General features: G+C 31.0%; 14 protein-coding genes. All 14 read right to left on the bottom strand.

The features are described 5' to 3' along the window. Position 1 precedes the first annotated feature (1 nt). A complete protein-coding gene (locus ABMA45_RS09085) occupies positions 2-1,183 on the bottom strand; it encodes a ribonuclease E/G (protein WP_022089575.1) in 1,182 nt (393 codons plus the stop codon). Then, positions 1,176-1,853, bottom strand: a complete 678-nt coding sequence (locus ABMA45_RS09080) for a TIGR03936 family radical SAM-associated protein (RefSeq protein WP_022089574.1) — start codon at positions 1,851-1,853, stop codon at positions 1,176-1,178. The genes ABMA45_RS09085 and ABMA45_RS09080 overlap by 8 nt, the downstream gene beginning before the upstream one ends. Continuing rightward, entirely contained in the window at positions 1,837-3,705 is a 1,869-nt protein-coding gene (locus tag ABMA45_RS09075; protein ID WP_022089573.1) for a TIGR03960 family B12-binding radical SAM protein, read from the bottom strand. Before ABMA45_RS09075 ends, ABMA45_RS09080 begins: the two co-directional genes overlap by 17 nt. A gap of 9 nt (positions 3,706-3,714) precedes the next feature. Continuing rightward, the gene (locus ABMA45_RS09070) at positions 3,715-4,353 is read right to left on the bottom strand and encodes an HAD family hydrolase (RefSeq protein WP_022089572.1); all 639 of its coding nucleotides are present in this window, start codon (positions 4,351-4,353) and stop codon (positions 3,715-3,717) included. A 303-nt stretch (positions 4,354-4,656) separates the two neighbouring features. Then, positions 4,657-5,925, bottom strand: a complete 1,269-nt coding sequence (gene hisIE, locus ABMA45_RS09065; RefSeq protein WP_022089571.1) for a bifunctional phosphoribosyl-AMP cyclohydrolase/phosphoribosyl-ATP diphosphatase HisIE — start codon at positions 5,923-5,925, stop codon at positions 4,657-4,659. A gap of 3 nt (positions 5,926-5,928) precedes the next feature. Next, entirely contained in the window at positions 5,929-6,516 is a 588-nt protein-coding gene (gene hisB / locus ABMA45_RS09060) for an imidazoleglycerol-phosphate dehydratase HisB (protein ID WP_022089570.1), read from the bottom strand. Between the two features lie 15 nt (positions 6,517-6,531). After that, entirely contained in the window at positions 6,532-7,839 is a 1,308-nt protein-coding gene (hisD, locus tag ABMA45_RS09055) for a histidinol dehydrogenase (RefSeq protein ID WP_022089569.1), read from the bottom strand. A gap of 61 nt (positions 7,840-7,900) precedes the next feature. Next, positions 7,901-8,539: an ATP phosphoribosyltransferase gene (gene hisG / locus ABMA45_RS09050; RefSeq protein ID WP_022089568.1), complete on the bottom strand. Its 639-nt coding sequence runs from the start codon at positions 8,537-8,539 to the stop codon at positions 7,901-7,903. Positions 8,540-8,552: 13 nt separating this feature from the next. Continuing rightward, on the bottom strand, positions 8,553-9,758 hold the full coding sequence (gene hisZ / locus ABMA45_RS09045; protein WP_022089567.1) for an ATP phosphoribosyltransferase regulatory subunit: 1,206 nt from the start codon (positions 9,756-9,758) through the stop codon (positions 8,553-8,555). A 90-nt stretch (positions 9,759-9,848) separates the two neighbouring features. Continuing rightward, positions 9,849-10,385: a Holliday junction resolvase RecU gene (locus tag ABMA45_RS09040; protein WP_022089566.1), complete on the bottom strand. Its 537-nt coding sequence runs from the start codon at positions 10,383-10,385 to the stop codon at positions 9,849-9,851. Positions 10,386-10,395: 10 nt separating this feature from the next. Further along, positions 10,396-11,382, bottom strand: a complete 987-nt coding sequence (locus ABMA45_RS09035) for an RluA family pseudouridine synthase (protein ID WP_022089565.1) — start codon at positions 11,380-11,382, stop codon at positions 10,396-10,398. Between the two features lie 131 nt (positions 11,383-11,513). Continuing rightward, positions 11,514-12,287 carry an SDR family NAD(P)-dependent oxidoreductase gene (locus ABMA45_RS09030; RefSeq protein WP_022089564.1) on the bottom strand — a complete coding sequence of 258 codons (774 nt, stop codon included), beginning with the start codon at positions 12,285-12,287 and terminating at the stop codon, positions 11,514-11,516. After that, the gene (locus ABMA45_RS09025) at positions 12,284-12,994 is read right to left on the bottom strand and encodes a pseudouridine synthase (RefSeq protein ID WP_022089563.1); all 711 of its coding nucleotides are present in this window, start codon (positions 12,992-12,994) and stop codon (positions 12,284-12,286) included. Before ABMA45_RS09025 ends, ABMA45_RS09030 begins: the two co-directional genes overlap by 4 nt. 283 nt (positions 12,995-13,277) lie before the next feature. Further along, positions 13,278-13,675: hypothetical protein (locus ABMA45_RS09020; protein WP_348030205.1), on the bottom strand; the 398-nt coding region annotated here is incomplete at its 5' end.

Genomic DNA, 13,675 nt, shown 5'->3' with positions numbered 1-13,675 from the left:
ATTATTTCTGAATTATTTCGTATAAAGATTTTTTTCCTTTTTTTCTTGTAATTTCCATCAATCCTAACTTTGTAATATCAACTGCAATGCATCTTGAATAATCATATTTAAAAATTTCATTCATCTTGTTAAGTAATATCTGTTCATTTTCCTTATTTCGCATTGAAATAAAATCAACAATAATAATTCCCGAAATATTTCTGATTTTCAACTGTCTGGCAACTTCATGCGCAGCCTCAATATTTATCTTATAAAATGTTTCTTCTTTATTTGATTTCAGTTCAGCTTTTCCCGTGTTTACATCAATTACAGTCAATGCTTCTGTCGGCTCTATGATCAGATATGCTCCTGAATTTAACCATACTTTTTTATTTATTCCGGACATAAGATGCTTTTCCAATGAATAGCATTTGAATAAAGGCAAATCTCTATTATAAAATTTACAGTTAATTTTGTTTTTTGAAAGTTCATCGAAAATCTGTTTCTTATCAGTAATAACAATTCCATTTTCTTTATCGATAAATTCCTGACATTCTTTTGTTAAGATTGACTCATTTTCTTTAACTATAGATTTTCCTTTTAAATGCATAGCTTTGTTTTTTATTTCTTCAAGCTGATTTATCAGATCTATGATTTCGCCTTCAATCATTTGTTCTTTTGCATCTTTTGCTGATGTTCTGGCAATAAAACCATATTCATCGTTTTTATACTTATCAAGTATTCTTGTTAGCTGATTTCTTGTTGTCTTGTCCTGAATTTTTTTAGAAATACTTATATTAGTATTTCCAACTGTAAGTACACAGTATTTTCCCGTCAGATTGATATTTGATGTTAGTGAATAATCTTTAGTTTTAATTTTATCTCCAGACACCTGAACTAAAATTTTGTCACCCTGGCATACTTTATTGTTATTTTTTACATTTAAGAAAAATGGGAAATTATCATTCAAAGAATAATATCCCTTCAAGTCATTTCCAAATTCAATAAATGCTGCATTTATATTTTTTACTACGTCTTTTACATATCCAATATAAATATTACCAACAACAGACTCGCTATCCATATAAGTTATTCTTTGTAACTTTTCTTTATAAAAATAAAATCCCAATAATTTGTCATTATAAAAATCAGATAAAATCAATTTTGATTCTGACTCATTTGTTAAACCATCAGTACTACTCAATTGTCTCTCCTATTTCATCTAAAGGAACTAATTTATCATCCACCATACAATACATTTCCTCTCTTTGGTATGTAATTAATGACGGAATATCTTTTTGCAAATAATTAAACAATGATGAAATAACTAAATCCGGTTTTAGGTTAGAAGCACTACCTTGAGCAACTTTCATAAACAACCCTTCATCCGTTAGTTTTAGTCCATATATCCACGGTTTAATATCAATTTCTTTCTCACTTTTTTTCGTTTTCTTTAAAACAACTATTTCCGGCTGACTTAAATATACTACCAAATCATCTTTAGTTAATAATTTGTTAAGTCCTAATGCCGTATAATCTGCTCCAGCAATGATTGCCATACAATTCTTTGCGTTATCATCAAGTAACTTATATTTTAAAACTTCAATTCCTTCTACATTAGCCTCGTTAATACGTTTTATCATTTCATTAGAGCTATCTGTAGAGTTAACTTCAATATCAAAATATTCACCATTGCTTACTATACCAACTCCAAGCGGTGCTGCAAAAGACATTTTCTGATGCGGTGAAAATCCTTCCGAATAACAAATATCAACATTTGCTCTACGCATAACTTTTTGAAAATATCTCATCGTGTCAAGATGTCCAATAAATTTCATGTGTCCCTGTTTAGAGAATTTAATTCTTATTTTCATAACATATTCCTCCTCCAAATGAGTTTGCACCACATCCCGAACATCTTGTCATGCAGTTTGGTGTAACCTTTTGTGCCTGTGAATTATGGTATTCACGAAGCAAAAATTCTTTTGTAATTCCCGCATCTATAAAATCCCACGGGAATATTTCATCCTCACTTCTTTGTCTGCTTATATAGAAGTCCAAATCCACATTCGTTTCTTCAATAGCCTCTTTCCATTTTTCAAAATCAAAACTTTCAGACCATGAATCATATAGACAGCCTTTTTTATATGCTGATAATAATGTCTTTGATAATTTTCTGTCTCCTCTTGCAAAAAGACCTTCTAATACACTTACATCAGCTTCATGCCAATTATATTTAAGGCTTTTTCTGTTGAGCATAGATTTCATCTTGTCATTAACAATTTTAGCTTTATCTAAGAATTCAGGAATAGTGTTCATTGGAGACCATTGAAAAGCTGTAAATGGTTTTGGCACAAAAAATGATGTGCTTGCCGTAATCTGGCATTTTCCAATACGTTCTTCTTTTGGAACAGTAGCATAATATTCTTCTGCAATCTCTTCGCAAAGTTCCATTATTCCTTCTATATCATCTGTTGTTTCACCGGGAAGTCCTAACATAAAATATAATTTTACTTTATTCCATCCTGCTTTAAATGCAAGTCTTGAACCATTAAGTATATCTTCTTTTGTAAGTCCTTTATTTATTACATTTCTCATTCTCTGAGTTCCTGCTTCAGGTGCAAATGTAAGCGAACTTTTCTTTACATCCTGAACTTTACTCATTATGTCGAGCACGAATGAATCAATTCTAAGTGAAGGTAATGAAATATTTATATTTTTTTCTTTAAATTCATCAATTAGGAAATTAACTATTCCCTTTAACTGTGAATAGTCACTTGTACTCAATGAGCTTAATGAAATTTCCTCATGACCTGTTGATTCAATCATCTTTCGTGCAGTATCTTTTAATTTTTCAAGACTTTTCTCTCTTACAGGTCTGTAAACCTGACCCGCCTGACAAAATCTACACCCTCTTGAGCAGCCTCTCATAACTTCAAGTACAACTCTATCCTGTGTTGCTTTAATAAAAGGAACTAAAGGCTTAGTCGGATAATATACTTCATTCATATCAAGAACTATATCTTTTCTAACCTTATCCCTTGCATTCTCATTATTTTTTATCATTTCTTTAATTGTTCCATCTTCGTTGTATGTAACATCATAAAACTGTGGAACATATATACATGATAAACGGGCTGCTTTTTCTAAAAATTCTTTTCTCGAACCACCATTTTTTTTATTTTCTTTATAAATGTCTAATAACTCATCATATTGAGTTTCGCCCTCACCAATGTAGAACATATCAAAGAAGTTTGCAATTGGTTCCGGATTGTATGAGCATGGGCCTCCTCCAATAACAATAGGGTCGTCCTCTCCACGCTCTGTAGCAATTAAAGGAATTTTAGATAAATCTAAAATCTGTAAAATATTTGTATAACACATTTCATATTGTAATGTTATACCTAAAAAATCGAAATTTTTTATAGGTTCCTGACTTTCAATTGCAAATAACGGAATATCTTTTTCCCTCATTATTTTATCCAAATCAAGCCATGGAGAATAAACTCTCTCGCAATAAGTATCTTCACGTCTATTAAACATGTCGTAAAGAATCTGTATTCCTAAATGTGACATTCCAATCTCATATACATCAGGAAAACACATTGCCAATCGTATATCCACTTTTTTGGGATCCTTTACAATCATATTAACTTCATTTCCAATATATCTTGCCGGCTTATCTACCTGCAATAAAATCTCATCTGATAATGCTAATTTTTTCAAAAATCTATCCTACTTTTCTACTAATTTGTCTATTAAATCAGGCAATTCATTTAATCCCTGAATTTCTTCTTCATCACCATCTATATTTCCGAATCCATACGCTGCAAATATAAACGGAATTCCAGCTGCCATTGTTGCATCATAATCGCCTTGTGTATCTCCAACATAAAATGCCTTATCAAGATTATTTCTTTCAATTACTAATCTGATGTTGTCAGCTTTCGGCTTTCCCGTTCTACCCGGATTTTCAAAATCTGTTACATATTTTCCTAAATCTGTAACCTTTAAAAATGCCTCTATATATCCTGCCTGACAGTTGCTGACAATATAAACGCTATATTTTTCATTTAATTTCTTAAATATATCTTTAATGTCAGGGTACAACACACCTGAATGTGTAAGTAAATAATCATTTTCGTAATCGCAACATTCCTGCAAAATCTTGTAGCGACGTTCTACAGGTATATTTGGTAAAAGATCATCAGCAATTGTTTCCATAAGTTTACCCATCTGCTGTTCTAACTCTTTAGTTGTTAGTCTTAAATCAATGTCATCATATCTCTCAAAGACAACATTCCATGATTCTGCTATCTGCTTTGTAGCATTCCATAAAGTGCCATCTAAATCAAATATAATTCCTGTCTTCATTTTTTTACTCCATTTCTTATACTATTATGAATAACTGACCCCAAAACATTAGATTAATTTTTATTGTAGCATTAGAAAAACATTTATATTTCTTTAGTAATTTAATACAATAAAATCATTTTTACTTATATTAATATAATACTATATCACCAAAAATTTTACAACTATAGTTATCCTAATGGGTCGAATTCTGTTAAACATAAGTTGATTATTTAAACTATCTATTATCATAATTATTATAAAAACAAAAGAACCACCCTTAAGCAGTTCTTTTTGTAAATAAATATATAAATATTATATCCATTATCTTCGTGATAATTCCTTAGTGATTTCTTTCCATGTAACTCCCTTTTCAGCCATTAATACCATTACATGATATAAAAAGTCAGATATTTCATATTTAACTTCCTGTGGATCCGGATTTTTTGCTGCAATTACAATTTCAGTTGCTTCTTCTCCGACTTTCTTTAATATCTTATCAATTCCCTTATCAAATAAGTAATTAGTATATGAACCTTCTTTAGGATTTACTTTTCTGTCTAAAATTGTCTTATATACATCTTCAAATACATGAATTGGATTTGATTCATCAAACTCTTTCTTAACAAGTTCATTAAAGAAGCATGTGTCTGCTCCTGTATGACACGGAACTCCAACCTGATGTACTTTAGCTAACATTGTATCTAAATCACAATCCATAGACAATTCCTTTACATACTGAAAATGACCGGATGTTAATCCTTTTACCCATATTTCATTACGGCTTCTGCTAAAATATGTCATTTTTCCCGTCTTAATTGTAAGATTAAATGCCTCTTCATTCATATATGCAAGCATTAATACCTTATCAGTCTTATAGTCCTGAACAATTACAGGAATCATTCCATCACTATTAGTCTTAAATTTGTCAAATGTAATCTTTGATTCTAAAACATCAACTTTTACATCTTCATCCTTTAACTGAGCCTTGAAATTCATATAATCAAATGCCTCATCTAATCCTGCATGTGAAACACCATACACTTTTTCTTCTTTTGCAAATGAAATAATATCCTCAAAACTATACATACAGTCATAAGCTAAAACCCTTATGCCATATCCTAAAGCTTCTCTTGCACAATTATTTGCAATAATAAGAGATGCTCCATCATATTTTAATGTTTTTATTTTGTTCATATCAAAAGTACTGTCTATCATTACAGCAATCTTGTCACTTCCAAATCTTTCAGAAGCCTCAGATACTAATTCAAGATTACTTTCTTTATTTCCGTCTAAAATCGCTTTCTTAGCACCTGTATATATGTATTTCTTTACATCTTCAAGTCTTTTAATATTTCCGCCAACTAATATCGGAATATCCACCGCATCAGCAATAGAAACCATTGTTCCAATATTGTTATCATGTTGAGAATCTGTTTCTGATATATCAAAAATAATTAATTCATCAGCTCCTCTGTTATTATACAAAGTTGCAAGTGCTACTGCATCTCCGTCACCAACAATTTCCATTGTATTTTTATTTACGACCTTTCCATCTTTTAAATAAATGGAAGGAATAATTCTAAAACTCATTTATTATAAACTTCCTTTCGTAGATAGTACATCTTCAATTCTTTCATCAATCATTGTTGCATTGTCCAGTGATTTTGAAAATGCTTTAAAAATCCCTTCAATCATATGGTGATTATTACCGGATTCAAGTATTTTTATATGTAAATTCATTCCTACAGCATATGCTATGGCATGGAAAAATTCTTTAACCATTTCTGTATCAAATTCGCCAACTTTATCTACTGTAAATTCAGCATCAAAATTTAAATAAGGTCTTCCTGACAAATCAAGCGAACATAGCACCAAAGATTCATCCATCGGTAAAATTACAGAGCCATATCTTTTGATTGATTTTTTATCTCCAAGTGCCTGTTTTATGGCAATACCAAGAGCAATTCCCGTATCCTCAATTGTGTGATGGCAATCAACAAATAAGTCTCCCTTAACTTTTACATCTAAATCAAATAAACCATGTCTTGCAAAATTATTAAGCATATGGTCAAAAAAGCCAATTCCTGTATCAATATTAGCCTTTCCCTTTCCATCTATATTAAATGTAATATCAATCTGGGTTTCATTTGTCTTTCTGCTGTAAGTACCTACTCTGTTCATATACCGCTACCTTCCTTATATTTCATCATTTTCATCGAATCTTACACGAATAGAATTTGCATGAGCTGTTAATCCTTCAGCCTTTGCAAACTTCTGAATATCTTCGCTTATAGGTTCTAATGCCTGTCTTGAATATGAAATAATACTTGATTTCTTAATAAAATCATCAACACTAAGTGGCGAGAAGAATTTTGCTGTTCCATTAGTCGGTAAAACATGGTTTGGTCCTGCAAAATAATCTCCAAGTGGTTCTGAGCTATATTCTCCAAGGAAAATAGCCCCTGCATTTCTAATTTTTGTCATTACATCAAACGGATTTTTAGTAACAATTTCTAAATGTTCACTTGCAATATCATTTGCAACAGAAATTGCTTCATCTAATGTATCAACAACTAAAATATATCCAAAATTATCTAATGATTTTTCGAGTATTGCTTTTCTTGATAATTTAGAAATAAACATATCTGTATATTCTGATACTTTTTTTGCCAAATCCATACTTGTTGTCACTAAAATTGCTGACGCTAATTCATCATGTTCTGCCTGTGAGAGCAAATCTGCAGCAACATATCTTGGATTTGATGTTTCGTCTGCTAACACAAGGATTTCACTTGGCCCTGCAACGCTGTCAATACTTACATAACCAAATACTGCCTTTTTAGCAAGAGCAACATAAATATTTCCAGGTCCTACAATTTTATCAACCTTAGGAATGCTTTCAGTTCCAAATGCCAAAGCAGCAATCGCCTGTGCTCCACCTACTTTATAAATTACATCTACACCTGCTTCATTTGCAGCTACGAGTGTTCCGGGATTAACTTTTCCATCTTTTCCCGGAGGTGTTACCATACATATTCTGTCAACACCGGCAACCTTTGCAGGAATAATGTTCATTAATACAGATGATGGATATGCTGCCTTTCCACCAGGTACATATACACCTACTTTTTCAAGTGCAGTAACTTTCTGACCTAAAATTGTTCCATCAGACTTGCTGTCAAACCAACTGTATTGACGCTGTTTTTCATGATATTCCCTTATATTTTTAATCGCTTTTCTAATAACATCTACTAATTCAGAATTTTCAAGAGAATTATACGCTTCCTCAATTTCTTCCTTTGTTACCACGATATTATCCGCATTAATATCTGCCTTGTCAAATTTTGCTGTATATTCAAAAACAGCCTTGTCTCCATTTTCTTTAACATTATTAAGTATTTCATTTACACTGTCATTATAACTTCCGTAATTATTAGGACTTCTTTTAAGTAAATCAGTCAAAATATTTTTCTTAGAAGCTTCATCTAACTTTACAATACGCATAATTTCTTCTCCTTTTACCACATACTACTATACATCAAATTTACAATAATTTATATAGGAATTATTTAATATTAGCCCTCAAATCCTTTATGATTTTTCTAATTCTTTCATCTTCCATCTTCATGCTTACTTGGTTAACAACCATTCTTGCTGATAAAGGACAAACTTTTTCTAATACAGTAAGTCCATTTTCTTTTAATGTTGTACCTGTTTCTACAATATCAACTATTACTTCTGATAAACCAACAATAGGCGCAAGTTCTACTGAACCATTAAGTTTAATAATTTCAACTGTCTGATGTTTTTTATTATAGAAATAATCTTTTGCAATATTTGGATATTTTGAAGCAACTCTTATCATTCCATGATTTTTTAATAAATCTCTCGCAGATTCAGGACCACATACACACATGTTGCATTTTCCAAATCCTAAATCTAATACTTCGTACAATTTTCTCCCTTCTTCAAGAATTGTATCTGCTCCTACAATTCCTATATCAGCAGCTCCATATTCAACGTATGTAGGTACATCACTCGCCTTGCTTAAGAAGAATTTTAATTTTAATTCTTCATTTACAAAAATAAGCTTACGTGTTTTTTCGTCTTTCATTTCTTCACATTCAATACCTATATCTTCAAACATTTTCATTGCTGTTTTAGCTAATCTTCCCTTTGCAAGGGCAAATGTTAAATATCTCATTTTATTTAAACTCCTATAATTCCTTTACACCATCTTTAGATACATCTGTTACATTTATAGCTCCGTCTTCTTTTTTGAATTCAACATATTCATCAATCGAAATATTTTCTTTCTTAGGAATAAGCTCTGTCTTAATACCTTTTTCCCTAAGACCTGTTGCAAGCTGCAATGCCGTCTTTCTAAGTTCTGTATCATATATTAACACTTCATATGCATAATCTGTATCACCTTCCATTTTCTGGCTGCTCATAGCCATAAGGAGCTGATCCATATATACTGCAAATCCTATAGCTGCGCTATCTTTCCCAAACTGACTTAATAGTTTATCATAGCGGCCACCTGCAACAATTGCATCTCCTGTTCCATATGTGTATGCCTTAAAAATAATTCCTGTATAATAATTAAAATTGCTAAGCATTCCTAAATCAAATGAAATATAATCAGCAACTCCATAATCAACTAAAATAGAATATACTTCCTCTAATTTCTCAATTGCCTTTAATGATTTTTCGTTCGTTGCAAGTTCTTTTGCTTTATCAAGTACATCTGAACTTCCAAATAAAGAAGGCAATTTAAGAAATGTATCTTTTACGTTTGAAGGGATATCTTTAGAATCAAGTAATTCTTCAACACCGAAGAAATTCTTATTTTCAATTCTAACTCTAAGTTCTTCCTCAACATCATCTTCAAATCCACATTCTTCTAAAAGTCCCTTATAGAAGTCAACCTGACCAATTTCAACAAGAAATTTATCAAAGCCTGCACTCTTTAATGAATTTACAACAAGGGCAACCATTTCTGCATCAGCTTCAACTGAATCATCCCCGATTAGTTCACAACCAAGTTGTGTTATTTCCTTTAGTTTTCCCTGTAATTCTGAATTATTAATATATGTATTTGCGTTATAGCAAAGCTTAATAGGTACATTGACATCCATATAATTCTTTGCTGCAATTCTTGCTATTGATGGAGTAAGGTCAGGTCTTAATACCAAAGTATTTCCTTCCCTATCAAAAAACTTATATAAATTCTTTGATGGTACTGAACCTCTTTCCTTATTAAAAATATCAAAGAATTCAAATGTTGGTGTTTGAACATTATGGAATCCATATAAATTAAATATATTATTAATTTTATTTTCTATAGTTAACTTTCTTGCACACTCTTTTCCGTATACGTCTCTTACACCCTCTGGTGTGTGTAATAATTCTTTACTCATTTTTATCTTTCCTTTACACTTTAGTATGCTAATGTGTTACCACGGTAGCACAGCAAATATAATACAATATATTTTTTTTCGTGTCAATGCCTATTCTTCTCTAGATTCGAGGTCAATATTAATCGTTTCTAAATAATGAACCAGTATACCCGGTGCAGATTTTATTTTATATTTCTTATCTATTTCATCAAATCTGAAACTTTTTCTTCCTCCATTTATACTTCTTTCATAAAATTTTTCTATATCACAGAAAGGAATATAGTACATTTCATTTTTATGACTATAAAATAATATAATAAAAGATACTCCACCCTGTTTTTCAAAATCCTTCATGAATTTAACCTGATGTTCGTGTATGTTCATCATCGGAAATGTATCTGTTGCACATTCTTTGGCATCAAAGCACACTGGTATTCCCTGCACAGCACCTATATAATCTACTGTACTTTGCTGATCAAAATATGCTAATGTTATATGTCTTGTCTGTTGATCAATTCTTACCGGGGTAATTGGTGTTGGAATTTTTTGAATTAACGCCAATCCTTTTTCCCTATAACTTTCATTCGACATATTAATCATATCTTCTAAAGTAGAGCCTCTAAGCCCACGTGAATTCCATGTTCCCATTTTCTTTCCTTTATAAATTTAATCCAATCTCACTAAATACATTTTCAAATAATTGGGGAATTTTAGCTTCGAATGTTTTTTGTTTAAGTTTTTTTAATTCATCCGGCATTTCATCAAATTTAAGTTGCCAGGCGTGTAATAGTTGATATTTTACACCACATTTTTTTCTGAAAATTTCATTAATATCTGCTCTTCCATATTTGGTATCTCCTATTATAGGATGTCTAACGGATGCAAGATGCGCTCTTATCTGATGCGGTTTTCCCGTAATAAGTTTAACTTTCAAAATAGTATATTTGCCATTTGTTTTTAAACATTCATATTCTGTTTCTATATATGAACTTTCTTTCAATGGTTTATCGTATATTTTCACCTTGTTAGATTTAGAATCTTTTGTCAAATATCCTTTAATCTTTGTTTTTCCATTAATTTCTCCCGAAACGACTGTAATATAGTATTTGCCAAATGTTCTATCTTTTAACATATCCGACATCACCTGTAGTCCTAATAAACTTTTTCCTGCAATTAACAGACCGCTTGTATTTCTGTCTAGTCTGTTGCAAATGCCCGGCTTAAAAGTTTCTAATTCATTTTCACTAAGCTGTTTTGTATCTAGTAAATATTCGATTATATATTCATTCATTGAAATATCATTCTTCTTTGCTTTTTGGCTTAAAACGCCTGCCGGTTTATTTACTATAATTACATTTTCATCTTCGTAAACTACATCTAATGAAATTTTATGCGTTGCCTTGCCAGATGCTTCAATATTTTTTGAACTTCTAAACTTATCTATAGTTTCATCTGTCATAAATATTTTCACACAGTCTCCAACTGCAAGTTTGTCTTTTCCGTCAGATTTTTTATTGTTTAATGTAATATTCTTTTTTCTAAGCATCTTATACACAAAGCTGGCAGGTGCAGCGTTAAAATACTTAAAAAGTAACTTGTCAAAACGTTGCCCTGCCTCATTTTTATTTATAATTATTTCTCTCATTTTATCTCCTAATGCTGATAATCAGTCACGTTTTCTGTTATAGCATTTTGATTAATATAAATTTTAACTATTATAAATTCTTTGCATTTTAATTTATCAATTATTCTTGTAACAATGTCAAATTTAAATATTTATTTTTTCAATTTATGCATTAAATTCAATAATTCGATTATAAAACGATGTGGAACAACTTTGGCTAAAACTCTATAAGCTCTCATTGTCCTTCCATAAACTGAAATTTCTTTACATCTTATACTATCGTCTATTGCCTTACTTACAACTGCTTTCTGGTCAGCCATAAACAATTTCTTAAATGCATAAACAGTTCCATATCTTTCTGCTTTATTAAAAAATGGAGTATTAACAGGTCCCGGACATACTGCAGTAACATATATTCCTAAATCTTTTAATTCTCCTCTTAAAGCTCTTGAAAAACTCAATACATATGATTTAGTAGCACAATAAACTGCAAATCCCGGCTGTGGATTAAATGCCCCTGCCGAAGCTATATTAATAATTCTTGAATTAACTGCCATAAACGGAATGCAATCATGCGTCAAAGAAGTTAAAGCTCTGCAGTTGACATCAATCATGCTTAAATTATCATTATATGAAATTCTGTCAAAATCTCCAACCATTCCAAATCCGGCACAATTTACAAGCATCTTTACCTCCGGCTGTATATTGTTTATTTCCTGTACAAGTGGAAACAATGCCTTTCTGGAATTAAAATCAGCAATAAAATTTCTTGTTTTTGTATGCATTTTCTTTTTTGTTTTTGCTAATTCCTCTTCATTTCTTCCGACAAGCCAATATTCGTCAATTGAATGTAATTTTTTGTCTAATTGTAATGCAAATTCTCTTCCCATTCCGGAAGATGCTCCTGTAATAATCACTATTCTCATACATTGCCTCCAATCTGCGCAATTTCCTGCGCTGTAAGTTCTCTATAATCGCCTAACATAAGTGTATCATCAAGTTTTAGTTTTCCCATTGATATACGTTTTAAATATATAACTTCCATACCTATGGCTTTAAACATTCTCTTAACCTGATGAAATTTACCCTCTGTTATTGTTAGCTCAATTTCTGAAATATCATCTGATTTTAAAATGCTTAATACCGCAGGCTTAGTTAATTTCTTTTCACCTATATCCAGTCCTTCTTTAAAAAGTTCAATATGCTCATTTTTCACTCTGCCATTAATCTTTGCATAATATGTTTTATCAATATGTTTTGTTGGTGAAGTAAGAATATGTGCTAGCTCACCATCATTCATGATAAGCAAAAGCCCTTCCGTATCCTTATCTAATCTACCAACAGGAAACAAACCTTTTGATATAGATGCGTCAAATAAATCCATTACTGTTCTATCTCTTGAATCTTTAACGGCAGTTACGACACCTGCCGGTTTATTAAGCATATAATATATATTTTTCTTATAAGCAATTGTTTTACCATTAACGGAAATTATATCCTTTGTTTCATCTATGTGCAGTTCCGGTTTTTTTATAATATCTCCGTTAACATCAACGCATCCTTTTCTGATATATTGTTTAACCTGACTGCGGCTGCCAATATTCATATCACACAAATATTTGTCTAGTCTCAATGCCCTACTCCCTTTTTAAATATATTTACTATTCTACCACTATTAAAGAAATCATGCTATTATGATTTTTTATTTTTATACAAAATGTAATGTTTTTATGTAATCTATGATTATGTATATATATATCTTTTATTAATTTTTAAGTCGTTTTTACGTATGCATCAAAGTTGAGGAATTTTGACTTCGACATTTTTTATAAATAAGCAAAAAACTGCTCCATATCGCTGACAGGAACAGTTTTTGCGTATAAATCAATATTTAATTTTTATTACATATAACAAAACTACTTATTTAATTTATAATAAATTTTCCTAACCTGTTCAATCTGTTCAGGTGTCATCTTTAATGTTGGAGAATTTATATTATCATCTGTATTAGAATTCTCTATAATGAGAACAGTACTTCCTTTCTCAGGTGTATGTGTGTGGAACGTTCCTCTCTTTACATTATATATTTTAAGTGGTTCCATCTTTATACCGTCTATTTCTGATATGACATCACCATTTCCACCTGTAAATAAAGTACATTCGCCTGCTAAAAGCACAAAAACCTCATCCGTTTCATCATGCTTTTGCATTTTATCTAAATTCTTAACTTCTAATTCTTCGCAATAACGAAGTTCTGCAACCCTCCATGACTGATATGTAATTAAAGGTAAATATCCTTCACCATCATAAGAGC

Origin of the sequence: Eubacterium sp. CAG:156 (genome assembly GCF_000434315.1) — a bacterium.
Classification (GTDB): Bacteria; Bacillota; Clostridia; order Lachnospirales; family Lachnospiraceae; genus Eubacterium_U; species Eubacterium_U album.
The sequence above is the reverse complement of the archived record's forward strand: the minus strand, read 5'-3'. Positions and strand labels throughout refer to the sequence as shown.

What these genes read in the sequence shown, in the direction of transcription:
- ABMA45_RS09080 (WP_022089574.1), bottom strand. Translation starts at nt 1,853, where the DNA reads ATGAAAATAAGAATTAAATTCTCTAAACAGGGACACATGAAATTTATT.
- ABMA45_RS09070 (WP_022089572.1), bottom strand. Translation starts at nt 4,353, where the DNA reads ATGAAGACAGGAATTATATTTGATTTAGATGGCACTTTATGGAATGCT.
- hisIE (WP_022089571.1), bottom strand. Translation starts at nt 5,925, where the DNA reads ATGAGTTTTAGAATTATTCCTTCCATTTATTTAAAAGATGGAAAGGTC.
- hisB (WP_022089570.1), bottom strand. Translation starts at nt 6,516, where the DNA reads ATGAACAGAGTAGGTACTTACAGCAGAAAGACAAATGAAACCCAGATT.
- hisD (WP_022089569.1), bottom strand. Translation starts at nt 7,839, where the DNA reads ATGCGTATTGTAAAGTTAGATGAAGCTTCTAAGAAAAATATTTTGACT.
- hisG (WP_022089568.1), bottom strand. Translation starts at nt 8,539, where the DNA reads ATGAGATATTTAACATTTGCCCTTGCAAAGGGAAGATTAGCTAAAACA.
- hisZ (WP_022089567.1), bottom strand. Translation starts at nt 9,758, where the DNA reads ATGAGTAAAGAATTATTACACACACCAGAGGGTGTAAGAGACGTATAC.
- ABMA45_RS09040 (WP_022089566.1), bottom strand. Translation starts at nt 10,385, where the DNA reads ATGGGAACATGGAATTCACGTGGGCTTAGAGGCTCTACTTTAGAAGAT.
- ABMA45_RS09035 (WP_022089565.1), bottom strand. Translation starts at nt 11,382, where the DNA reads ATGAGAGAAATAATTATAAATAAAAATGAGGCAGGGCAACGTTTTGAC.
- ABMA45_RS09030 (WP_022089564.1), bottom strand. Translation starts at nt 12,287, where the DNA reads ATGAGAATAGTGATTATTACAGGAGCATCTTCCGGAATGGGAAGAGAA.